A 25,147-nucleotide genomic window follows, 5' to 3' on the forward strand; every position below is an offset into this window, starting at 1 on the left:
TATTTATGAAAGATTTATGATATAAAATTCCAAATAATTTCAGTCTGGCTATTTATTCCTTCTATCATTTTAGGTTTGCATAGAAAAAATACGTCAATCAAAGCGTGCAGACATTGAAACTTGCTTATCTTTGTTACGGTTCTTAAACCAATCAAGACTGTTTGCGGTTTCCTTGCCGCTGCCGCCCGGCAGCCACAAGGGATTAAAAAGGAACCGTGTGCAAATCACGGGCTGACGCGCAACTGTAAGTAACCTTTGCAAAGGTTAAGGCCCATCGGATGTCCATTGTCCCGGTAATACCGGGGTGAGAAGGACGGCCTTAACTGTTACAAGCCAGGAGACTTGCCGTGAACAAATTGATGTATGCCTTCGCGGAAAAGGAACATTAAACGTTTGAAAGTTTTCCCCTTTCCCGCGCTACATTTTTCACTTTTAAAACATTGCAAGTATGCAAACCAATGTTCTTGGTTACCCGCGTATTGGTAGCCACCGTGAACTGAAGAAAGCCTGTGAAGCTTATTGGGCAGGCAAAATGTCGCTGGAGAAATTACAGCTTACCGCCAGGCAGTTGCGCCGCCAGCACTGGGAAACCCTGCAGCAGGCGGGTATTGACCTGATCCCTTCCAATGATTTCTCGTTGTATGACCAGGTACTGGATATGTGCCTGATGACCGGCGTTATTCCCGCACGTTTCCAGGCGCTGAAAGAAAAACTGGCCACCGCCGCCAGTCCTGAACTGTATTTTGCCATGGCCCGCGGTTACCAGAAGAACGGACTGGATATTACCGCCATGGAAATGACCAAATGGTTCGATACCAATTACCATTACCTGGTGCCTGAATTTGACGGCAGCCAGCAGTTCAGGGTATTACATGATAAATGCACCGAAGAATTTAAGGAAGCCCTTACGCTGGGCATTCCTACCAAACCCGTGCTGTTAGGGCCTATCAGCTTCCTGCTGCTGGGCAAGATCAAGGAAGAAAACCTGCACCTGGCCGAACTGGTGAACCAGCTGTTGCCCGTATATATACAACTGCTGCAAAATCTGCAACAGGCCGGCGCCACCTGGGTACAGCTGGATGAGCCCTGCCTGGTGCTGGACCGTACCCCTGAACAACTGCGGCTTTACCAATATGCCTACACGAAGATCCATGCCGCCGTACCCCAGCTGCAGCTGCTGCTGGCCACCTATTTCGGCGGCCTGCAGGAAAACATCCATTTAACGCTGGAACTTCCGGTACAAGCCCTGCATATTGACCTGGTAAGGGCGCCTGAACAACTGGATGCCGTACTGGCCAACTTTCCGAAGCACATGCAGCTGTCGCTCGGCGTGATAGATGGCCGCAACATCTGGAAGAATAATTATGGCACCTCATTGCAACTGATACAAAAGGCTGTAGATGCTATCGGGGCAGAACGGGTGATATTGGCGACTTCCTGTTCACTGCTGCACGCACCCTATGACCTTACCCTGGAAACAGATGAGCAGGTACTTACACCGCAGATCAAAAGCTGGATGGCCTTTGCCCGGCAGAAAGTGCAGGAGCTGATCGAACTGAAGGAGATCGTGGCAGGCAATACCACCCTGCTGGAGACCAACCATGCATGCCTGCACGAAAAAAGTACTGCCGCTATCGTGCATAAACCCGCTGTAAAGGCCAGGGTAAAAGCACTGACCGAAACCGACGCCAGCCGCCTTCATCCATTCCCCATCCGGCAACAGGCGCAGGAAGCCCTGTTGCAGCTGCCCCTCTTCCCTACCACCACTATCGGCTCTTTCCCCCAGACAGAAGAGATCAGGAAGCTGCGGGCTGACCTGAAGAAAGGCATCATCAGCAAAGATGAGTATGACACTGCCATCCGCCAGGCCATTGCAGCGGCTGTGAAATGGCAGGAGGGTCTTGGATTGGATGTACTGGTGCATGGCGAGTTTGAGCGCAATGATATGGTGGAATACTTTGGCGAACAGCTGGAAGGATTTGTGTTCACGCAAAACGGCTGGGTACAGAGCTATGGTTCCCGCTGTGTAAAGCCACCGGTGATCTATGGCGATGTACAGCGCAGCCAGCCGATGACCGTACAATGGAGCAGCTATGCACAATCGCTTACCCGCAAACCCATGAAAGGCATGCTCACCGGTCCGGTTACCATCCTGCAGTGGTCTTTTGTACGGGATGATCAGCCGCGTGCAGCTACGGCTTTGCAGATAGCGCTCGCTATCCGCGATGAGGTAAAAGACCTGGAAAAGGCTGGTATTAAAGTGATACAGGTAGATGAGCCGGCGGTACGTGAAGGACTGCCTTTGCGCAAGGCGCAATGGCGGGCGTACCTGGACTGGGCCGTAAGGGCTTTCCGCGTGTCCGTAAGTTGTGTAAAAGACGAAACACAGATACATACGCATATGTGCTATGCCGAGTTCAATGATATCATTGACAGTATTGCCGCCATGGATGCAGATGTGATCACCATTGAAACCTCCCGCTCACAGATGGAGCTGCTGGAAGCGTTTGCCGCTTTCCGTTATCCCAATGAAACGGGCCCGGGTGTGTATGATATTCACTCACCGCGGGTGCCCGCTGTTGAAGAAATGACGGCCCTGCTTGAAAAAGCAGTGCAGTTGCTACCTGCGCGCAATATCTGGGTGAACCCGGATTGCGGCCTTAAAACCCGCAAGTGGCCGGAAACTGAACAGGCGCTGCGCAACATGGTGGCCGCTGCCCAACGGCTGCGCGCCGCAGTGAATACGACCGTATCCTGACTCCCTTTTCCTTAACTTCGTGATACTGCCAGGACTAAATGCCCATTGCAAACTGCTAAACGTTATTAACATGCCTTCTCATGAAACAGTGCACTGTCCGCGTTGCAATACCGTTTTTGAATGCCGTGCAGGCAACGTGCTGCAATGCCAGTGCCAGGCTGTAAACCTTTCGGAGGATGAACGTCAGTATGTCAGTGAACACTACAGCGGTTGTCTTTGTGCAGACTGCCTGCTGCAAATGAAATCCGTTTACAGGCAGGATAAATTCAAGCAGCGCCTGCAGCAGCTATTTTCTTTGTTCGGAAAGCGATAAACATTATGAGTTACGAAAAACAGATTGCCCGCTCAGTTACCCGCATTTATAAAGCGGTATTTCCCAATACCGTTAATCATTACGATACGATGTTTGGCGGTACTGCCATGCAGCTGATGGATGAAGTGGCCTTTATCACCGCAACGCGCTTCAGCCGTATGCGTGTGGTCACGGTATCCAGCGACCGGATAGATTTTAAGAAGCCTATTCCCCATGGTACTATCATAGAGCTGATAGGAGAAGTAACACAGGTGGGAACAACCAGCTTAAAGGTGAAGGTTGCAGTATATGTGGAGCAGATGTATTCCAACCATCGTGAAAAAGCCATTGAAGGTACCTTTGCTTTTGTAGCAATTGACGACCAGAAGCGGCCCACGGCGATTGTGCTTCCACCGGACGAGGAGGACAACCAGATTGGGCGTAATAAATAATTAAGAATTGCGGAGAGGAAGGCAGAAAGAAAAGATAGGAGGAATTAATAATTAACAATCCCAATACTTGGGTCTTGCCTGACATTGCTGTCTCGCCGGACGCTTGTATTGGGATTATTAACTATTAATTAATTATTAATTACTTGATCTCAACCAGTTCGATATCAAATACGAGTTCCTCGCCGGCAAGCGGATGGTTTGCGTCCAGCGTGATAAACTCGGTGCCAACAGCTGCTACCTTTACAGGAAACACCTGGCCCTGGGCATTGCTCATCTGGAGATCCATACCCACTTCAGGGTTCAGATCAGCCGGGATATTCGCTTTAGGAAAGTCCATAATCAGCTCTTCATTCTTGGGGCCATATGCCTGATCCACAGGGATCTGCACCGTCTTTTTATCACCCACCTGCATATCCAGCACGCCATTATCAAAACCCTTTATCACCATACCGGCACCTACCTGGAATTCAAGCGGCTCTCTGCCTTCAGAGGAGTCGAAAGTATTCCCGTTCGTCAAACGGCCGTGATAATGCACACGTACTGTATCCCCGTTTTTAACTGTTTGCATAAGAAAAATTGTTAATTGTTAACATTAGATGTCTACTGCAAAGTAAGGAAAAAAGATCAAGGCGCACAAACTCAGCAATCCGTATTTTTACAGCTATGTATCGGTTTATTCAACTGCTGAGCATGTTTTTGCTCGCTTTACAACTTGTTTACGCACAGGCGCCTGTGATCACCGGAGCGGCCAGAACCGCCGAATACCTACACCTGCTTAAAAATAAAAGAGTGGCACTGCTGGTGAACCAGACGGCCACCATTGGCAACACGCACCTGGTAGATTCGCTGCTGAAACTGCAGGTCAGGATACAGAAAATATTCAGCCCGGAACATGGCTTCCGCGGTGATGCCGATGCGGGCGAAAAAGTTGATAACAGCGTAGATCAGCGCACGGGCCTTCCTATTGTTTCCCTTTATGGTAAACACCGTAAAGCAAACGCTGCAGACCTCCGTGATGTAGATATACTGATCTATGATATACAGGATGTAGGCGCCCGTTTTTATACCTACATCTCCTCCCTGCAGGAACTGATGGAGTCTGCCGCGGAGAACAGTATACCACTGATCGTACTGGACCGTCCTAATCCCAACGGGCATTATGTAGACGGCCCCGTACTGGATACGGCCTTCCGTTCTTTTGTAGGAATGCAGCCCATACCGCTGGTACATGGCATGACCGTAGGCGAATATGCGCGGATGCTGAATGGTGAAAAATGGCTGAAGAACGGACTGCAATGCAAATTAACCGTAATACCCTGCCTCCGGTACAATCATCATACTTTTTACGAGCTGCCGGTAAAGCCTTCGCCTAACCTGCCCAATATGGCTTCTATCTACCTGTATCCTTCCACCTGTTTGTTTGAAGGTACATTGCTGAGCCTGGGCCGTGGTACAGATAAACCTTTCCAGGTATTTGGCAGCCCGCTTTTCCCAAAAGACCTGTATACCTTCACGCCCCGCAGCATGCCCGGCGCCAAAGAGCCGCCCCTGAAAAATCAGCCATGTTATGGTTTTGACCTTTCAGGCGATGCCCAAAGCGTACTACAGCAAACCGGCTATCAGCTGCAGCTGAAATGGATCATACAAGCCTACCAGCTGTACCCGCAGAAAGACAAATTCTTTACGCCCTTCTTTAATAAACTGGCGGGCAACAGCACGCTGATGCAGCAGATAAAGGATGGCAAAAGCGAACAGGAAATAAGACAAAGCTGGGAGCCGGCGTTGAGCGGCTTTAAAAAAATCAGGGCAAAATATTTATTGTACCCGGCCGCTCAATAATTAATAATGAAGAATTAATAATGCTTGTAAAAGAAGTATCTTAATAAATACATTTGTGTTCTGATGGTGGTGGTTTGAAGGTAGTGTTCATTATTAATTGTTAATTATTAATGCTTAATTTTTATTGCTGATGCGTATTGTGTTCATGGGAACGCCTGATTTTGCGGTTGCTTCACTGGATATACTTGTAGAGAATGGTTATGATGTGGTGGGGGTGATCACGGCTCCGGATAAGCCTGCGGGGCGTGGATTACAGCTGCAGGAAAGTGCAGTAAAAAAGTATGCCGTATCTAAAGGGCTCACGGTGCTGCAGCCTGAGAAGCTGAAAAACCCGGACTTCCTGGAAGAGCTGCGGGCGCTGAAAGCAGACCTGCAGGTAGTGGTGGCCTTCCGTATGCTGCCGGAAGTAGTGTGGAATATGCCACCATTAGGCACCATCAATGTACATGCATCGCTGCTGCCGGATTATCGCGGTGCAGCCCCTATTAACTGGGCTATTATCAATGGTGAAAAAGTAAGCGGAGTCACCACCTTCAAGCTGCAGCATGCTATTGATACCGGCAATATCCTCTACAATGCGCAGGTAAACATACGTGAAGATGAAACGGCCGGTGAGCTGCATGATGACCTCATGCAAACAGGTGCGCAGGTATTGTTGAAGACAGTGAATGCACTGGCCGCAGGCACTGCCGAAGAAAAACCACAGCCCGAGCTGGACCCCACCCGGATCAAACATGCGCCCAAGATATTTAAAGAAGACTGCCGCATACAGTGGGAACAGCCGCTGGAGAAGATCTATAACCTGGTAAGGGGACTCAGCCCCTATCCTACTGCGTGGACTACTTTACAGGATAAACAACTGAAGATATTTAAGGCCACAAAAGAATATACAACACCGGCTGTACCGCCCGGTCAGCCTGTTACGGATCAGAAGACCTACCTGAAAATTGCAGCGCCGGATGGCTACCTGGTATTGCAGGAAATACAACTGGAAGGCAAAAAGAAAATGGAAGTAGCCGCCTTCCTGAGGGGCTACCGGGTCTGAGAATCGGGCCTGCTAACAGTAAGCGGGCTCTTAAGGCATTGCAACGTTTTAAAAAAAGTGAGTGCGCTTTTAAAAGCGTACTACCTTTTCTTTCTTCAGTATTCCATAACCGTATGCCAATGTGATAGCGTCTCCTTTCTTCACCATCACAGGCTTGCTGTTGATTAACAACGTATCATCTTTCAGGGGTATGCTGCCGCTGAACACCAGGCTGTTATTGTTTTCTTCGCTTAATGCCACCGTTCCCGCCAGCTTACCATTCACATACACGTTAACCGGCAAACTGTCTTTTACTGTGGCATTGTAATTCACGGGCGCCTGCCAGCGTACCTGCAGGGAACGTTTCTGAAGCTTCGCCTGCAACGGCTGGTTATCAAACCAGTTCAGCATGGCCAGGCTTACGTTCCAGGCTGTGTTGTGGTTCACCCATCCTTCGAGGTGACGGTAGCTGCCCGAAGGGTTGAAGGGATACATTTCTGTTCCCGGCAAACAGTTCAGGGTGCCGCGCACCAGTTCCAACCGGGCGCATATATCATCCGGAAATCCTTTCGGGAAAGCGCGTTCCACTCCGGTAAAGCCTTTCTCCGGGTGATGGGCTGCGTGAGCATTCAGCGGGTTACGCCCGTACAGATTATCAAAATGTGCAAAGGCGATCTGCAGCAGGCGCTGTTTCACTGCGGTATCTGTTACCACGGCTGCCGCCTGCAAAGCAGATGCGGGGAAACCTGCTACATTACCAACTTCGTTATAACCGGGCACTGTCCAGTTGCTGTCAAGATCGTAGCGCCTGAAATCCCACATGTTATCGGAACGTTTGATGACAACGTCCGCCCATTCATTGATCTTCTGCTGCAAGCCTTCCGGTGCATTATCGCGATAGTGCAGCCAGTAGAAGGCAAGGCCTGTCATCAGTACATGTTCGCTCATGCGCTGCCCTTTTGTAACCAGCGGATCCTGCAGGTTAAGGGAGTCAATGATCCAGCGGGCCTGCTGTTTTGCGGCCTGCAGATATGCATCCGGCTGAGCGATCCCTTCACGTTTGCACACTTCATAGAGCAGGAGGTTAGGCAATACGGAAAAGCCGGGAGCATAACGGCCTTTGGAGTTGCCGATCTCACGACGCAGGTCCAGCAGGCCGGCTTCCTTCCAGTGCGACAAGGTGAACTTCAACGCCTGTTTGTACAGGCTTTGGGGAAACCATTTCTGCAGGTAAGGATAAGCATACAGGAAGTAGGCGAACTGTGACAAGGTTTGCGGATGCAGCTGCGGTGGCATTTTCACATCGCTGGGATCGGCTGTCTTTGGATTCAGCAGGTAATATCCCAGTCCCCAGTGAATATTCCACACCAGATCTGGTATGTTCGTTCCCGTTAGGGGCGGTATTTCCTTGAAATAGCGGCGGGCGGTAGCCAGCGCGGTTTCATCATTGCGGGCGTTTACCAGGTGAAAGCCTGTATCCAGCACCATACGTTTCATGGCGGCATAGTCAATGGTGGACGGCATCTCTTCATACTTCAGCGGATTGGAAAGATACATGAGCACCAGGGAGGGGATCTCGTAAGAATAGTAGGTGCCGTCGCGCCAGGGAGATCCTCCATAGGCAGAATGGTGCGTACCTACAATGCTGCGCGCATCATTCATGAACGCAACAGCGGGTTGTAAAGCCGCTTTCTCAATGGCGAAAGGTCCTATTTCAAAAGGGAATGATGTTGCCCCAGGCAGTTTGCTGTCGGCCACATGGATCTCATAGGTACCTCCCCTGGCAGGGCGAAACGTTGTAAAATCTCCCGTACCATGATCCACCACACCTTCGTACAATTTCTTTGCGTGGTCTTTCTCCGTGATCCAGAAACGAAGCTGTTCATCACCCGCAGTAGGCACGGTGAACCGCTTAGGTGCGTTGATATTATACCCCGACTGATTCACGCATACCCAATGCTGACGGGCAACATACTGCGTATCTACCCGCGCGTAGTCAATAGCCAGTACTCTTAGTCCGTAGGCCGGTATGCTTACAGACTGTGTATTGCCGGAGGGCAGATCATATCCTTCCTGCTTTCCAGATTCATCTTTGATAATGCTCCTGGTAACACGCACCTGTTCTCCGGGCATTACTTTACGGGTATTGAGACGCACTACTGCCTGGCGGGATTCATCGTCATTGTTCAGCAGGACTACGTATAGCTGTCTGGTAAAATCATCCGCAATGCTGATATAGTCTACCTGCGGATCGCTTACCTGCAGCATGCTATCGGGCATATACAGTTTTGCCATGCGCCCGAAGATCTTGCCGGAGGCAAAGCCATAACATTGATGCGGGCCTACTTTGGGCGTGATGAAACCACGGGGAAAACTGATTTTACCCTTGCTGCGCAGATCAGCTTCAGACAGCAGGTAATCAGTGATCCATCCTATCTGCCACCAGGCGTGGTGCGGATAAGGCCCTGCGCCCGCGTTCATGGCATTCCAGTAGTAAGAGGCCACACCGGTAGACTGGTGCACAAAAGCATCGCGGCCCCATGCAGCTGCCCGCGCCATATCCAGGAACAGGGAGTCCTGTGTGAGTTTAAAAAGGCGTACAAACATACCTGCATGGCTGGCCAGTAAAATAGGGCCGTGCATAGTGGCAGAACCGAGGCTGCCGCCGTGCTCAAAACTGAGCCCTACCTGGCTGATCTCCCAATCCTGCCTGTTTTCACCCTTCACCGTTTTCTGCCTGCGGGAAGGGATAGGATGCGTATAAACAGAGGCGGTATAAATACGTGCAGTGGTAATGGCTGCGGTGCGGTACTGCTCTTCTCCCGTTAAATCATACAGGTCCAGCAAAGCCTGCACGCTTTGACCGGTAGCAAAATCAGCTACAAACCTTGCATCACCGCATACGCCCAGGAAATACCCCCTGGCAGTGGCTTCCTCCATGAACCAATCTGCGCCTTTACGGGCTGCTTCCAGGTACTTTTTATCGCCTAAGATGCGGTAAGCCACTACCAGTCCGTAAAAGGTAGGACGCAGATCTTCCAGGTCTTCAAACATGGGTTTTGAACTCTTGTGGTCATAAGCTACTTCCCAGTGACCGTCCGGATGCTGCCACTCCATCAGCTTATCAGCGCCCATGCGTAAACGCTCGCGCAGGGATTGATTATCCGGCTCATACAGCAGCACATTGCCCATGTCTATCAGCGCGTAATAGGTGAGCGCGATCGGCTCCACATAGGGGCCCCATTCTTCAGTAAAGCGTTTCCCTTTCCAGAGGTAGTATTGCCCGGTAACAGCGCCCTGGAAGAAGCCTGGTTCCTCCTGTTGCTGCGCCAGCTTGAAATTAAGCACGTAGGGCAGGCGGCGATGTTCCAGCAAAGTATCGCCGGTGATGCTGGCCAACATCCACATGGCGCCATAATCGGAATTCTTCATGGCGTCTTTGTCAGATCCTACTACGCCGCCCAAATAATCCTGCGCACCCATTTCGAGCCCTTTATAGGAGAAGGTACGCCAGCGGGAAGTGCTGTCTGCCTTAACGTAGTGCAGCATCTCCATCACGCGGTCTGTGAGTGACTGATGCGTTTGTTTCAGTGCAAGAAAATCCCTGAAACGATATATATCATAGATGGCATGTTTGTATACAGTGTACCAGTCTGCCGCCTGCAGGGAATAACGGAAGCTGAAGGTCCGCTCTTCCCCTTCCTTCATATAGGAATCCCTTTCACCCAATACCGGGTGATAAGCAGTAGGCATAAGGCCGCCTTTCCTGTTCATCAGTGAAAGACCCAGCTGCCAGTCGGCATGCGTGTTGTGATCCTGTTCCCAGGGATCACGGCCTGTTCCGGGATCAGGAATGACCGCCAGGGTAAGTCCCTTACGGCTGCGCAGCAGCGGACAGAGTGTACTTGCGGTACGTTCTCTTACAATGATCGGACGGTTGGGAATACCCTGACCGTAGGCATAGCTGTTTACCAGGTCTGTTGCCAGTTTTCTGCCCTGGAAATAGCCGGGGATCATGCCCCAGTCCAGTTCAGCTTCCGGCAGCACTGCCAGCGAAGGAGTGGCGATGGCGTAGTAACCCGCTTTCTTTGCTTTCAGTGTAAGCGTTACAGTGATATCCTGCGGAAAGGCAGGATCGAGCTGCCAGCTGGCGCTGAGCTGCAATGTATCTGATGCATAGGTGAATGCAATGCCGGATGCATTGCGTTGCCTGGCTACTGCCGGGTAAAAATGGATAGCCTTGCCTGCGGTGTTCATAGGCACCGGCGCCAGGTTCTCGCTCCACCTTTTAATGAGGTATTTGTAGATGGGCTCCGGGAAGCTGGCGGCACGGCTATCTACCTCCCTGCGTAAAGCAGCCGTATCAGGTTTACCGGCGCTATACAGCACGGTATATTCGCCTGAAGGTTGTGGTAATGCGGTTTGGTTAGCTCCCGCTTTCACCAGCTGATAGCCATTAGGACCTTTCTTCCATTCCAGCTCCAGCTGGTCATTACGCAGGGTCAGCTTTTGCTGTGCATAGCCGCTGGCCGTTAATAACAGGCAGGCGCTTAAAATGCCGTATAGCTGTTTATATTTCATTATGGACATGATCTGTTTATTTCCAGTCAGGATTCTGTTCCAGTTTCTGATTAGCGTTTATTTCGCTTAACGGTATGGGAAAATAGCGATGTTTGGGCTGCGGGTTGCGCGTTGGGAACACATCATTCACGGCCTGCGGTATTACCTGCATAAAAGTGTTGGTACGGGTAAGATCATACCAGCGGTCTCCCTCTGCAAACAATTCCCAGCTGCGTTCTTGCAGCACTGCGCTGATGAAAGCCTCTTTACTGAGGCCCGACAATGCAGGCAAGCCCGCCCTTGCACGAACGGTGTTGATGTTGTTATATGCCAGTGCATCAGGTCCTGCCTGTCGCGCTGCAGCTTCTGCCGCTATAAGATACACATCTGCCAGCCGTATCAATGGAATATTTACCGCGTGGGCGCCTACAATGGAATTTGGATCCATGTATTTCTTTACCAGCACGCCCTGTTTTGTAACCGGCGTAATATTAGCCTGGTTCACCACTTTACCCTGGCGATCCATGTAAAACGTATCCAGCAGCTGCCGCCGTTTGTCTGCCGGATCGAAGGAATCAAAGAAAGACTGGTAAGCGAACATGGAACCGAATGAAGATTTACCATAGGCGGGACCATTACTGTTGGGTGGGCCATACAGGGCCATGATCTGCGAAGCGCGGGAGGGCAGCGAAGATTCTGCCTCAAAAGCCCACATATTCTCCTGCCGTGCCACATCTTCCTTAGCAACGTTGTATACGTCCAGCACATCTGGCATCAGCTGGTATTTCCCGCTGTTCAGCACCTCGTTGGCCTTCTGCAGGGCGATGTCCCAATTCTCATTATACAAGGCGGCTTTAGCATACAGGGCCTGTGCTACCTGTTTTGAAGGGCGGCCTTTGGGCCAGGCAGCTGAATAGTCAGGCAAGCCGGCTATGGCGCTGTCCAGGTCTTTATAGATCTGCTGGTATACACCGTTACGCTCCGTCTTGGGCTCATAAGCATCTTCCAATACTTTGCTGGGGTGGGTACGTACTACGACATCGCGGAAGTTCTTTGACAGCATCCAGTGAAACCATGCGCGCATGTATTGCGCCTCGGCAATGATCTGTTTCTTCCGTTCTGCATCCATCTTGGTACCGGGTACTTTTTCCAATACCCAGTTAGCTGCTTCAATACCTTTGTAGCAGTTATTCCAGAGATCGACCGGCGATTCCATGGTGCGGCTGTAACTTCTCACAGCGGTATAGTCCTGGTCATAACTGAAAAGCGTATAGGTATCCCTGCCCACCACGGGTCGCGGGTATACCTGGTCTGCACTGAGGTCTGCTATGAGCAGCGGAGAAGGCCCGTTGTACATATCTGCCAGGGCCGTATAAACAGCCGCCAGCGCGGCTTCTGCATCTTGCTGTGTTTTATAGAAAGTCTCCGTGTAAATATTGGAATAAGGTGTTTCATCCAGTTTGCAGGATAACAGCGATGTTGCCAGCAGGCAGATGGCAGCTGCAAACTTTTTAATGATGTTGACTGGCATGGATCAATATTTTAGTTAGTTGATATATGCTTAAAAAGATACCTGCAGGCCCAGCAAAAAGGACCTGGCAATAGGATACACCAGATTGTCTACCCCCAGCACCGTATTAGAATTGCCAAAGGAGTTCACTTCCGGGTCAAATCCGCTGTAATTGGATACCGTGAAAAGATTGTTGGCACTGCCATACACGCGGATAGAAGAGATCCATTTCATGGCCGGGAAAGTATAACCCAGTGTGATGTTCTTACAGCGCAGGTAAGAGCCGTCTTCCATGAAACGGTCTGTCAACGGCAGGCGGCCACCCTGGAAACCGCTCACATATTCATTACTGGGATTGGTGGGCGACCAGCGATCCACCAGTGCCTTATATACATTGCGCGAGCCCAGCGGATTCTCAAAAGTATACCTGATCAGGTTATACACCTTATTGCCCAGGGAGCCGGAGAAGAAAGCGCTGAAATCAAAACGCCTGTAGCTCAGGTTGGTAGAGAAGCCGTATATGAAAGACGGATTGGCGTTGCCGATGATCTGCTGATCATCAGCAGTGATAGCCCCGTCTTTATTAAGGTCTTTCACCCTGATACCACCGGTGCGGCTGCCGCCCGGCTCAATGGTTTCACCCGTCTGGTAAATGCCATCGAAGATGTACGTTTTGAAAAGTCCCAGCGGTTCTCCTACTTTCAAAACGCTGAAGTTGTTGACCACGTATTCATTGGTGCTGCTGTTCAGGTTAAGCAGTTTATTGCGGTTAACCGTGATATTGCCTGCAACATTCCACTTCAGCGGACCGTCCAGAATCACCGCATCCACAGCAGCTTCAATGCCTTTGTTCTCCAGGTCTGCAAAGTTGCCGGTGATGGAGCTGTAGCCGGATGAATTAGGAAGTGCCATTACAAACAACAGGTCATTGGTCTTCTTATGGTACACGTCTGCGGTAATATTGAGGCGATCATTCCAGAGGCTGAGGTCAATACCGAGATCGGCCTGACGGGAGCGTTCCCACTTAAGATCCGGGTTGGGGATACCTGTAGGGCTGATGCCGTTCATGGGCGAGTGATTGAAGTAATAGTTGTTGGTACTGCCCACAGTGGCGAGCGACTGGTAAGGCCCGATAGCGCCCGCATTACCTGTTACACCATAGCTGAAACGCAATTTCAGATTGCTGATGGCGGCGATCCTTTTAATAAATGGTTCTTCTGACATCCTCCATGCCACCGCTGCCGCCGGGAAAAAACCATACTTGTTATTGGCGCCGAACTTACTGGCGCCGTCTGCACGGGCTATAAGATCCAGGAGGTACTTATCCCTGAAAGCATAGTTGATCCTTCCCATGTAGGAGTCCAGGCGGTCTTTGCTACGGGTGCTGGAAACAGTTTTATCTACTGCCAGCTGCAATGCTTCGTTGGCAGTAGCATCGTTGGGAAAGTTGGATGCATTGATCGTATTACTGTTGCTGTTATTGCTTTGTGTGGCAAACACGCCGGTAAATTTCAGCGAGTGCTGATTGAAATGAGTCTGATAAGTGAGTACGCTTTCATGTAGTAAAACCACATTATTGGAGTTCACCTTCCTGGCCGTACCGCCGCCGGATACCAGATCTCCGGTGTTCATGATGGAACGGGGAGAATAGTAATCCAGCAGCCCGGAAGAAATGATGGGATTAAAATTGGCCCGGTAGCTCAGTCCTTTCAGGGGCGTAAATTCAGCATAGATATTGGCAAATGTTCTGCTGGTCTTATCGCGGTTCAGTATCTGCGCTAATCCCAGTGGGTTCACTACTTCGCGGTAGCGCCCGTTGAACTGATCGCCGAAGGGCAATATGCTGCCGTCTTCCCTGTAAGGCTGCATGGTAGGCGGCGCTCCTAACGCGGCGCCCAGTATGCTTCCGGTAACAGCGCCTGCATCTATGTTGGTGGAACCTGTAGGCACAGTCTTATTGATAATATAACTGGTGTATAAGCTGGTGCCGATCTTTACCAGATCATTTACGCGGTGATCAAAATTCAGGCGGAAAGAATAGCGTTTAAAGCCGGAGCTGATCATTATACCCTGCTGGTCAAAATAGTTGGCAGATAATGCAAACTGTGTTTTTTCACTACCACCTGATACGGAGACCTGGTGGCTTTGAATAGGTGCATCGCGGAAGATAAGCTCCTGCCAATCGAGACCTTCGCCCAGGGAAGCGGGGTCTTCATAAACATTGGTACGATAGATCTCGTTTTCCAACTGTGCGAATTCGGATGCGTTCATCATCTTCATCTTTCTGGTAACCTGCTGCACGCCGTAGTAAGCATCATAGCTGATGCGTGTTTTACCGGATCTACCGCGGCGGGTGGTGATCAGCACGACCCCATTGGCGCCGCGGGCTCCATAAATAGCGGTGGAAGAGGCGTCTTTCAATACTTCTACAGATGCTATATCATTTGGGTTGACAATGGAAAGGCTGCTGATATCATTGATACCTCCGGAGTTGGACAGCTGTACCCCATCCACCACGTACAAGGGTTCTGAGCTGCCATTGATAGAGTTGGTACCGCGGATGCGCATACTTACGCTACCGCCGGGAGCAGAGGAATTCTGCGTAACCTGTACACCGGCCACACGGCCCTGCAAGCCCTGTACCACGTTGGCCACCGGCGTTTGTTTCAGCTCTGCAGCTTTTACAGAAGCAATAGCGCCTGCCACGTTGCTCTTCTGTTGTGTACCATAACCTACTACTACTACTTCGCCCAATGCTCTGGGATCAGGCGCCAGCGTAACATTGATCTCGCGCTGTCCGTTCACAGGGATATGCTGCACCAGGTAACCGGTGAAAGAAAACACCAGTACCGGTGATGCCTGCTTCAGGGAAAGACTGAACGAGCCGTTGGCATCGGTAACTGTTCCGGCGTTCGCATTTTTTAACCGTACCGTAACGCCGGCCAGTGGTTCTCCTTTTTCTGAAGACACCACCTTCCCCTTTACTACCGTCTCCTGCGCAGTAAGCGACAGCGGGATAAATAGTATGGCAAACAGTATCCATACTTGCATGAACAGATCTGATAGATATTTTTTCATAACCGTGGTATTAAATAAAGACAGGACAGCCACCTGTTCAGGAGCACTGGATCTCAAACAGTCCTGCCGGTATACAAGGGGCAGGATGCGTTATTTCAATGCGCAGTGCGGATGTGCTGATGGGCTTGTCCCATACAATGTGATTGATAGTTTGATAATTGTCCCTTTGTTCGTGAATTAATGTTCCCCTGTCATCATAAATACGATAATGCCGTACGCAAAAAGGTATTACATCTTCCGGATGTCCCATCAGAGAGGACTCCAGGGGATGATCAAAATCTGTATCAAAATGAAGTGTGAGTGTATGCAGGTCTCTGGGCGCGTCCCACTGCAGCTGCAGGGAGGGCTGCGCATCTGATGGATCTGCCACCCATGCATTAGCGCCGAGGTAAGGGCGCGTGTAGCCGTTTGTAAGATGGGCGGCATCATAAGGCGCCAGTGCAGGTATCACGCTCATGGCTATATTATGTCCTTCGGGCCTTCTGCGCGGGCACCAGAACTCAAAGCTGTCTACCCCTGAGTTTTCAGGCGCCAGCTGTTTACCATCGTTGGATACCGCTTTATTCTTGCCGTTGAAAACAGATACGATACCGCTGTAGCGCCATTGGCTGCCCTGCAGCGCCAGCGCGGGATTGGCGTCAAATATCAGGAAGCCGTATTGCGTAGCCGGTATGGGTGTTGTAAAGGAAAGGCTGACCCATTGTTCGCCGGACTGCAATGGTATTTCCAGGGTTTGTAAGGTGATCTCAGGCGTGTAGTTGAAGGGCTTCTCCCCTATTTTCAAAGCAGCGCGCAGAACCGTGGCGATGGTGGCCTTTACCTTAACCCTGAACTGGTATCGTTCGTTCTTAGTGAACGGCAGCAGTTGCCCTGCGCCTTCTTCCAAAGACAGCCAGGGGCCGTTGAAGGGTATCTCTGACAAGGTGAAGGTGGAGGATGCGGTAATATCAACGGTGTTCATCGGATCGTTATCGTCCCGGCTGATAGCGATACCGGGGATACTTTGCCCCATACGGTTCAGTTGCTGCTGCAGGCGGCGGAGGCAGGGCTTTTCCATGAGCTGCTGTGGCAGTAAACCATGGTGGATACACAGTGCTGCGGCTGCGCCTACAGCCTGTGCGCCATGTCCGCAGGTGGCCATTACACGGGATGATCCGAAGGCTACGTGACTCACGCTGATGATACGGCCGGCGAAGAAAAGGTTATCAATATCCCTGCTGACATAAGAGCGGTAAGGAATCTGGTAAACACCTTTGGTATGCCATTGATTACAACCGGGCAGCTCACTGTAGACACCATCTGCCGGATGCAGGTCAAGCGCCCAGCCGCCAAATGCCACTGCATCATCGAAGGTGCGTTGCTGGATAACATCCTGCTGACTTAGCATGTAATGCCCTTCAAAGCGCCTGCTTTCGCGCTTGCCTGGAATAGCGCCCACCCATTCCAGGGTAAGGTTGTCTACATCTTTAAATTTGCCGGAGTTCTTGATATAGTCCCACACACCGTATACAATGCGCCACAGCTCCCATTTGATCTGTTCTGTATCATGCACGGTATCTGCACGACCGCCGTATTCTATCCACCATAAGCGGCAGCCGTTGAGGCCCGGGCTCAATTGTTTATAGCGCGGGATCTGTTTGATATCTTTCAGCGCATAATCCGGTGCAATATATTTCACCGGTTGCGGCGCCTCTTTGCTATAGAAATAGAGGGAATGGCCCAGCAGTTCACCGTAGTTACTGTCAGGGGCCAGGGACTCGCCGAATTCGTCCCTGCTCTCTGCGCCCATTCTAAAGGCGGCGCCCGCCAGGAAGCTGACAATACCATCTCCGGAAGCATCGCAGAATAAAGGCGCCTTTAGCTCATACTCCGTGGAGTTCTGGCTGCAGAAAGCACGCAGGTGATCTATACGCCGCTCTGATGATTTGTGTACTTCATATACAACTGTGTCCAGCAGCAGGGTGATGTTTTGTTCTTTGGTAACTTTTTCCAGCAGGATGGTGTCCAGTATCAGTGGGTTGCCCTCTTTATTGCGGTACAGGTTTTCGATCAGTATCTCATCGATCACGCCCCCTTCTCTTGACCAGCGATTGTTGTTGCCCAGGTGGGAAGTGGCGCCCAGTATCCACAGCCGCACTTCGCTGGAAGCATTACCTCCCAAAACGGGCCGGTCCTGCACCAGCACTACCCGGATACCACTTCTGGCGGCTGTAATGGCGGCACAAACGCCGGATATGCCTCCACCGGTAATGATAAGATCTGCCTGCAATCTAATCAGGCGGTTGCTTCTCGTCTGGGCAGTACGCTCCTCTCTGATTATCATAAATAATCCTCTTTATTTTTGAAAAATAAAACGTAACAGTCTGCAGCGGTATCAATCCGCATGCGTAACCACAGGCGGCGATGGAGTATTGCCTGTTGTTTCCGCTATCAATCGTCGCTTTAAACGGCTGGCTGCCTGCAGCGGGATCAGGGCGGCCAGTAATATGGCGGTAGCGATACCGGCCACGAGTGCATTGCCCGTGGAGGCAATCATGCCCAGCACATACAGCAGTAAGGCTGTAAAGCCCAATGCAAAGCTGATGACACGCAGGCCAAAAAGGTTCTGGCGATGAATGGCCGCTGCTTCTGCAACATCTTCTGCAGCACTTTGCTGCTGTTGCCTGCGGTATGCCTGGTACCGGAGGTAATCTCCGGACGCTGTTTTGCGGAATGCAATGACAAACTCATATATCACCAGCATGATAAGTGGCAGCGCTACACCCAGCACCATTTCTGCAGCGCGGCTTAAGCGGAGATCCAGCAGCCAGGGCGTGATGAATTTAAAACAAAGGTTCACCAGCAAACAGGCAGCGGTGATGATATATGCCGCCTTACCACTCAGACGTTTGAAGAACAGGGCCCACAACGGCGGCAGTAGCAAAGGGCCGCCGGTAATAGCGGCAATGGTCAGTACAACTTCTATCATTCCTCCCACAGCCGGTACCAGCAGCGCGATACCAATCATACCGATGCCCAGGATAAAAGAAGAAAGCCGCGCCATGCGGATCAGCTGTTGCTGTGTAGCGCCGGGCTTTAACCAGCCTTTATAGATATCGTTGGTGAACACCGCTGCTGTTACATTCAAAGTAGTGTTGGCAGTTGCGGAAGTAGAAAAATACATGCCGGTAAGCATGAGGCCCATCAGTCCGGAGGGCAGTACCAGCCTGCATACCTGCAGGTAGGCATTCTCTGCATCCAGTCCCTGAAGTGAAGGATTAATGCTTTTATAGATCATAGGCGGCAGCATCCATATAACGGGACTGATGATATACAGCGCCGCAAACAGGAATGCCACTTTCTTTGCAGAAGCGGGCGAATCTACGCTGGTATAGCGCTGTACAAAGGTCCAGTTGCCGCCGATGTAACAAATGTGATATAGCGTAAAAGCAAGTATGAAACCGATGGTGTATTCTCCGTTCAGGGCATGGAAGAACTCTTCAGGCACTTTTGCCGTAAAGGATTGCCAGCCGCCTGCTGCCTGCAGGGAGAGCGGCAGCACGATCAGTACGGCAGCCGTCAGGATCACAAATTGCAGGATATCCGTTACCATTACGGCCCACAATCCCCCTATCGCGGTATAGGCGATCATCATCACGCCCAGCACCAGGGTACAGGCCTGCAGCGGAAAGCCCAGCGAAACGCTTACTAGTTTGGCAACGGGGTACAACACTGCGCCTTTGTTCACCAGCGAAACCAGCATGAAAATAAAAATATAGAACTGCTGCACAGGTACACCCAAACGTTCCCTGATAAAGGCGGCTGCCGTTAAAGCGCCGGTACGCTTCCATCTTGGCGCCAGGAACAGGGCTGTAACTAGTCCGCCGAGGCACATAGTCCATTGAATGGTAACCGATACCCAGCCGTATTTATAGGCGATAGAACCCCAGGCCACAAAAGTACCGGCTGAAAAAAAGCTCATGAACAGTGACAGTCCGCCGATGAACCAGGGCACTGCTTCTCCCCCTACAAAAAAGGATTTCATATTTCTGCCGGTGCGGCCGAACAGGATCCCGATAAAGAGCACAAATAGTGAGAAGATAAAAATAACTCCCGTATCGATGGCAGTAGTCATACGAACAATTGAAACTGTTTATGGGAAATTTCCCAATAGTTACCCGTTATAGGAAAACGGCAAGCGGGCATACCGTGGAATTTAATATACGCGATCTGGTTGTATCAGGGAAAGCGCCACAGTATTCATTTGAAGCGCTTTTAAATTTTCTTTACTCCCTCAAATTTGTTTAAACAAAACCGATAAAACAAATAAGCAGGCATCTTTTTTTGATGGGAACGTTCCCATTTTGTTGGGAATGTTCCCAATTCATTACATTTGTGTGCAAGGGTTAAAATTCCACGGGATGAAATCGAAGTATATCTCCATCATTGATATTGCCAGGCAGCTGAATATTTCCAAATCAACGGTATCACGGGCGCTGACGGGGCATCCGAATGTGAATGCGGAAACGCGTGCGGCCGTACTGGAACTGGCCCAGAAACTGGATTACCAGCGTAATCCGCTGGCGCTGGGCCTTGCACAGAACAGTACCAACATTATCGGGATCATGGTGCCTGAGTTCATGTCTACCTATTTCCCATCGGTGATCATTGGTGCGCAGGAAGTATTGCATGCTGCGGGGTACAATTCCATTATCTGCCATAACAATGAGTCGTACAACGCAGAGGTGCTGAACACCAAGCTGCTGTTGTCTTACCATGTTGATGGCATAATTGTTTCGCATACCAAGGAGACCCGCAACTTTGATCATTTCCAGATGATACAGCGCAGGGGAATTCCGCTGGTGTTCTTTAACCGCACCAGCGATGAACTGAATGTGCCCCATGTGGTGGTAGATGATTATGAAGCAGCTTTTCATGCCGTAGAACACCTGATAAAGATAGGACGCAGGAGGATTGCACACCTGGCCGGGCCGGATTCACTGATCAATACCCGCCTTCGCCAGCAGGGCTACCTGGATGCATTGAAGAAGCATAAGATCCCTATTGACCCGCAGCTGATCATCAGCTACGACCTTACACTGGAGAAGGTACGGATCTATATCAAACATTTCCTGGATCTTCCTGAGCCGCCGGATGCGCTGTTCACCATCAACGATCCAACAGCTATCGCCGCCATGGAAGTGATCAAACAAAAGGGATTGTCTATCCCGAAGGATATAGCGGTAGTAGGTTTCAGTAACGATCTTTCAGCACAGCTGGTATCTCCCGGCCTTACCACCGTGGCGCAGCCTACATTTGACCTGGGGCGGGAAGCAGCCCGCCTCTTATTGCAGGACATCAATGCTGTTGTGAAGAATGATTACACCATCAAAAAAGCGCCGGCTGTAAGGCTCAAAACAAAACTGATCATCCGTGAATCAACTGTTCCTGCCCAGCAGGCCAGACGGGGAACGCGGAATGCGAAACGCTGAAGGCAGGCTAATGCAAAATGCAAAACGCTTAACGCGCTATGCAGGTTGCATACAACGTTAAGCGTTTGACGTTTCGCGTTTCGCGCGTTTATCAGTTTTCGTAGCTCAGCTCACAGTAAAACTTTGTCTCATTAGTGCCCAGGGCTTCAATGGCTGAATCACTGAGCTTGATAATAAGACCGGCGTTCTGTTTCATCTGCGGGATGGCTTCCAGCACCTTGGCGTAGATAGATCTGCCATTCAGCGGATTGGTCACTTTGATGATGGTACCACGGGAGGCCGTGTTATGCAGGGCATAATACTTACCTGCACCGGCATTGCTCTTGAACCAGGAGCCGGGTCCTTTTTCGGTGGTCACTTTCTTACCTGCTGTCTGCTGTTCATAGATCGATTCAAAACTGGCGCTGGAAGAAGCAGGCGGAGGCGCCTGTTCTTTCTTTAAATTGGTAGTAGTTGCTACAGGCGCCGGTGTTTCCTTCACGGTTTCGGTACCGGTTTGCGCAGGCGGTGCCGGCGTGATTACCGGGGGCGCGGGCGTAACTGATGTGGGCGCCGGAGCAGGTGTTTCCTTCTTCACTACCGTGGTGGTTTCTGTAGCCGGCGGCGGTGGAGGAGCAGGGTGAGATACCGGCGGCGCTGCAGCACCACTGGCGGATCCTTTCAGATAACCCACTATCAGTAAACCATCTTTCTTTACACCATCGCCGGTGAAATTATTCCAGTGACGGATGTTATCCAGTGGCACCTTATTGTAGTTTACGCTGATGCGGTACAATGTTTCTTTTTCTGATACCTTGTGATATACCGGGAGACCTCCGGCATCACTGCCCTGGAGGAAATTGCTCTGGGTAAGCGGAATTTTCACGCTCTGCCCCAATTGTAATCCACCGTCAAAAGAAAGATTATTCTGTGCTGCAATTTCTTTGGGGGGAACACTGTAAGTGCGTGACAGGCTGTAAAAAGTTTCACCCTTTTTCACTGTGTGTGTTACGTACAGATCGGGCGCTGTACCCTGTATCTCCAGGATGTCCTGTGCCCGCAAACCTGCCGCACTCAAGATAATTGCCCCTATTATCAAAATTGATCTTACCATACTGACTCATTTTATATGCTAACGCATTTTCCGGCAACGAATATATGCGTTAAAATTGAAAAATTTGGAATATCCCTTGTGCGATAACCTCAGATCTCTTTCAAAATACGGAGTTCTTTAGGATAGTAATTATTGATGCGGTTTGGCAATATTTTAGCCCATCCAAGTGGCATATTTTCGTACGCCATCAGCGCCCAGCCTTTTGCGCTGAGCTGCAGCGCGGGATCTTCCTTACGGAGGTACTGCAAGGCCTGATCTTTTGTGAGCGCTACTTTTTGCACCTGCGGCGCCAGCAGGGGGCTCATGGCCAGCTGGTGATCAGGCACCAGTTCTTTGGCGGCCAGCTGCCCGGCCTTCACACCGGCTTTACGCAAATATAATTGTTGTTGCAATACCGCCACCGCGGGAGTGATGGCTTCGGGCAGCAGGATCACTTCACCCTGATGCTCCATGAAGAATAGCTGATCCGCATCGCTGATCCAGGGCAGTAGTTTGTCACGCTCTTTCCTGGGCAGTGCGGTCAGGGTGTCTTTCTGCTTCCTGGACTGCCAGGCATCTCCGTTCTTTTTACGGAAGCAGGCGATGAAAAAGCCTTCACCCTGGATCCTGTCTGGATAGAAACGGTAACCTGCTGCGTTTCGTTTGTCCGATACCGTGGTCACAATATTCCAGGCGGCAGGCACTGCAAGCGGGACACTATCGGCGTCCAGTTCGGCAGAGAGCCAGTCCAGGATGGCTTCATCTTCTTCTTTAGAATAAGAACAGGTGGAATAAATGAGGATACCATTCTCTTTCAATGCGGGCCAGGCATCTGCCAGGATACGCTGCTGGCGCTGGCTGCAGAGGGTTACGTTCTCGGGCGACCATTCCCCCACCGCTTCGGGATCACGACGGAACAATCCTGAACCGGAGCAGGGTGCATCTACCACCATCACATCGAAAAAGCCGGTCAGCCGTGACATATCCCTGGGATCATTGTTGGTAACCACCACATTTGCTGCGCCCCAGCGGCTGATATTATCTGCCAGCAATCCCGCCCTGGCACGGATCACTTCATTAGACACCAGTAAACTATCCGGGCTGATAATTGTTTGCAGTAAAGTGCTTTTACCGCCGGGGGCGGCGCAAAGATCCAGCACCTTCAACGGCTGTTCCAGGTTGCAGGTCTGGCGCATGGCAAACTCCAGGAACATGGAAGAAGCTTCCTGCACATAGTAAGCGCCGCCGTGGAAAAAAGGATCGAACGTGAAGGAAGGCCGCTGCGGCAGGTAAAAGCCGTATTGCGACCATGGCACGGGTATAAGCGGGGCCGTGCTTAAGGATTGCAGTACTTTTTTCTGCAGGAAGGTATCCTGCATTTTGGCCGGGTTAATACGCAGGGAGGTTACACGCTCTCCGCTGTTATGTACCTGTACAAACGCTGCTTCGTCAAAACCGGGAAGGCCCCGCAAGCTGGATAATAATGCCGGTGGTAGATAAGACAATGAAAAAACTTTGGGGCAAAGTTACTACACCTGCTTCACCTCAGCAATCAATTGTTGCAGTACCTGCTTGGCATCGCCAAACAGCATGGATGTTTTGGGCTGAAAGAAGAGATCATTTTCGATGCCTGCGTAGCCTGGTTTCATGCTGCGCTTATTGACGATCACCATCCTGGCTTTTTCCACTTCCAGGATAGGCATGCCGTAAATGGGGCTGTCGGGGTCTGTTTTGGCGGCAGGGTTCACCACATCGTTGGCTCCCAATACCAGTACGGCATCGGTAGTAGGGAGGGCTTCGTTGGCCTGTTCCATTTCCAGCAGCTTTTCGTAGGGCACATCTGCCTCTGCCAGCAATACGTTCATATGGCCCGGCATGCGGCCTGCTACCGGATGAATGGCGTATATCACGGTTACGCCTTTATCTTCCAGCAGCTTCTCCAGTTCATGACAGGCGTGCTGGGCCTGCGCCACCGCCAGTCCGTAGCCCGGTACGATCACTACTTTCTGTGCATAGGCCAGTACTACAGCTGCATCAGCGAGTGCAATTGATTTATACTGGCCCTGCTCTTTGGCCGAACCGGCTTTAGCGCCACCGAAAGAGCCGATCAGCACATTCTTCAGGGAGCGGTTCATGGCCCTGCACATCAGGATGGTGAGTATGGTACCTGCGGAGCCAACGAGAATACCGCCGGTAAGCATTACCTGGTTGTTGTATAAGAATCCGCCGCAGGCTGCCGCCACGCCGGTAAAAGAGTTCAGCAGGGAGATCACCACCGGCATATCGGCGCCGCCGATCGGCATAACAAACAGGATACCGTATATGATGGAAAGCAATAAGATGAGATAGAAAAGAAATTTCACAATACCGGCTACACGTATGGCCAGGCCTCCGCTCCTGCCGATAGTCAGCTCAACACCCACCTGCCGGTCTATTGTAGCCACCAGATACAACGCAGCCAGCAGGGAAACAGCCAGTATCGCCAGATTCACAATATGTTGCCCTTTGAAAGCAAAATCCTTTATGCGCCCGTTCAGTTTTCCCCAGGCGATCATGCTCCCGGCAAAAGAAACAGAGCCGATGATCAGTCCCAGCAGGATGATCAGCAAACGGCCTCCCAGCGAGGCATGTTCCATGCCGGGTAACTCGCTGAGACGGGGAAGTACAGCGGTAGCGATGCCTGCAGAAGGTGTGGTGATCATATGGTTGAATTCCACCACCGATATCAGGGCGGCACAAGCGCCGCCCATACCATTGAAGAGGCTTACCATTTCAGGCATAGCGGTCATCTTCACCTTCTTGGCAGCCAGCACGCCTATAGTACCGCCTGCCAGCAGACCGGCAAAGATCCACCCGTAATTGTGCAGGTGTTCCCCGTTATTTTCATACAGAAAAATAGTGCCCAATATTGCCAGCGTCATACCGCCGGCGGCAATGAGATTGCCTTTACGGGCCGTAGCCGGGTGGCTGAGCATTTTCAGGCCAATAATGAATGTAACAGAGCCAATCAGGTAGATGATAGATAACATGCCGGGTGTTTTAAATTCCAGTATCCAAATTCCAAAAACCAAATTCCAAATGGGGAATAGAG

The 25,147-nt window shown here is 50.9% G+C and carries 15 protein-coding genes and 1 riboswitch; of the genes, 6 read left to right on the forward strand and 9 right to left on the reverse strand.

Annotated features, from left to right (window positions below; translation table 11 throughout):
• Positions 1-147: 147 nt before the first annotated feature.
• Positions 148-365: riboswitch (cobalamin riboswitch) on the forward strand.
• Positions 366-448: 83 nt separating this feature from the next.
• The 3 genes from metE (at position 449) to Q0577_RS02880 (ending at position 3,502) form a co-directional block, all read left to right on the forward strand.
• The gene (metE, locus tag Q0577_RS02870; protein WP_298732609.1) at positions 449-2,758 is read left to right on the forward strand and encodes a 5-methyltetrahydropteroyltriglutamate--homocysteine S-methyltransferase; all 2,310 of its coding nucleotides are present in this window, start codon (positions 449-451) and stop codon (positions 2,756-2,758) included.
• A 70-nt stretch (positions 2,759-2,828) separates the two neighbouring features.
• Positions 2,829-3,071, forward strand: coding sequence for a cysteine-rich CWC family protein (locus tag Q0577_RS02875; protein WP_298732610.1), 243 nt, complete (start codon positions 2,829-2,831; stop codon positions 3,069-3,071).
• A 5-nt stretch (positions 3,072-3,076) separates the two neighbouring features.
• On the forward strand, positions 3,077-3,502 hold the full coding sequence (locus Q0577_RS02880; protein ID WP_298732612.1) for an acyl-CoA thioesterase: 426 nt from the start codon (positions 3,077-3,079) through the stop codon (positions 3,500-3,502).
• A gap of 139 nt (positions 3,503-3,641) precedes the next feature.
• Here Q0577_RS02880 and Q0577_RS02885 read toward each other — a convergent pair whose 3' ends face one another.
• Positions 3,642-4,070, reverse strand: coding sequence for a peptidylprolyl isomerase (locus Q0577_RS02885; protein WP_298732614.1), 429 nt, complete (start codon positions 4,068-4,070; stop codon positions 3,642-3,644).
• A 122-nt stretch (positions 4,071-4,192) separates the two neighbouring features.
• Between Q0577_RS02885 and Q0577_RS02890 the strand changes: the two genes are divergently transcribed.
• Positions 4,193-5,341 carry a DUF1343 domain-containing protein gene (locus Q0577_RS02890; RefSeq protein WP_298732616.1) on the forward strand — a complete coding sequence of 383 codons (1,149 nt, stop codon included), beginning with the start codon at positions 4,193-4,195 and terminating at the stop codon, positions 5,339-5,341.
• A gap of 130 nt (positions 5,342-5,471) precedes the next feature.
• On the forward strand, positions 5,472-6,386 hold the full coding sequence (gene fmt, locus Q0577_RS02895; RefSeq protein WP_298732617.1) for a methionyl-tRNA formyltransferase: 915 nt from the start codon (positions 5,472-5,474) through the stop codon (positions 6,384-6,386).
• Between the two features lie 69 nt (positions 6,387-6,455).
• On the opposite strand, the gene Q0577_RS02900 is transcribed toward fmt, so the two are convergent.
• Genes Q0577_RS02900 through Q0577_RS02920 form a run of 5 tightly spaced genes read right to left on the reverse strand, consistent with a single transcriptional unit; the run spans position 6,456 to position 19,627 of the window.
• Positions 6,456-10,955 carry a beta-L-arabinofuranosidase domain-containing protein gene (locus Q0577_RS02900; protein WP_298732618.1) on the reverse strand — a complete coding sequence of 1,500 codons (4,500 nt, stop codon included), beginning with the start codon at positions 10,953-10,955 and terminating at the stop codon, positions 6,456-6,458.
• A gap of 7 nt (positions 10,956-10,962) precedes the next feature.
• Complete coding sequence (locus tag Q0577_RS02905; RefSeq protein ID WP_298732619.1) at positions 10,963-12,456, reverse strand: RagB/SusD family nutrient uptake outer membrane protein; 1,494 nt, start codon at positions 12,454-12,456, stop codon at positions 10,963-10,965.
• A gap of 30 nt (positions 12,457-12,486) precedes the next feature.
• Complete coding sequence (locus Q0577_RS02910) at positions 12,487-15,513, reverse strand: TonB-dependent receptor (protein WP_298732621.1); 3,027 nt, start codon at positions 15,511-15,513, stop codon at positions 12,487-12,489.
• A 37-nt stretch (positions 15,514-15,550) separates the two neighbouring features.
• Positions 15,551-17,836: an FAD-dependent oxidoreductase gene (locus tag Q0577_RS02915; RefSeq protein WP_298732623.1), complete on the reverse strand. Its 2,286-nt coding sequence runs from the start codon at positions 17,834-17,836 to the stop codon at positions 15,551-15,553.
• Between the two features lie 51 nt (positions 17,837-17,887).
• Positions 17,888-19,627 carry a sodium:solute symporter family protein gene (locus Q0577_RS02920; protein WP_298732625.1) on the reverse strand — a complete coding sequence of 580 codons (1,740 nt, stop codon included), beginning with the start codon at positions 19,625-19,627 and terminating at the stop codon, positions 17,888-17,890.
• A gap of 286 nt (positions 19,628-19,913) precedes the next feature.
• Between Q0577_RS02920 and Q0577_RS02925 the strand changes: the two genes are divergently transcribed.
• The gene (locus tag Q0577_RS02925; protein ID WP_298732627.1) at positions 19,914-20,984 is read left to right on the forward strand and encodes a LacI family DNA-binding transcriptional regulator; all 1,071 of its coding nucleotides are present in this window, start codon (positions 19,914-19,916) and stop codon (positions 20,982-20,984) included.
• Positions 20,985-21,075: 91 nt separating this feature from the next.
• Here Q0577_RS02925 and Q0577_RS02930 read toward each other — a convergent pair whose 3' ends face one another.
• From Q0577_RS02930 to Q0577_RS02940, 3 genes are all read right to left on the reverse strand, one after another.
• Positions 21,076-22,077: a LysM peptidoglycan-binding domain-containing protein gene (locus Q0577_RS02930; RefSeq protein ID WP_298732629.1), complete on the reverse strand. Its 1,002-nt coding sequence runs from the start codon at positions 22,075-22,077 to the stop codon at positions 21,076-21,078.
• 89 nt (positions 22,078-22,166) lie between these two features.
• On the reverse strand, positions 22,167-23,561 hold the full coding sequence (locus tag Q0577_RS02935; RefSeq protein WP_298732631.1) for an RNA methyltransferase: 1,395 nt from the start codon (positions 23,559-23,561) through the stop codon (positions 22,167-22,169).
• A 24-nt stretch (positions 23,562-23,585) separates the two neighbouring features.
• On the reverse strand, positions 23,586-25,085 hold the full coding sequence (locus Q0577_RS02940) for an NAD(P)(+) transhydrogenase (Re/Si-specific) subunit beta (protein ID WP_298732633.1): 1,500 nt from the start codon (positions 25,083-25,085) through the stop codon (positions 23,586-23,588).
• Positions 25,086-25,147 lie beyond the last annotated feature (62 nt).

The sequence above is a fragment of the uncultured Chitinophaga sp. genome (genome assembly GCF_937898475.1).
Lineage (GTDB): Bacteria > Bacteroidota > Bacteroidia > Chitinophagales > Chitinophagaceae > Chitinophaga.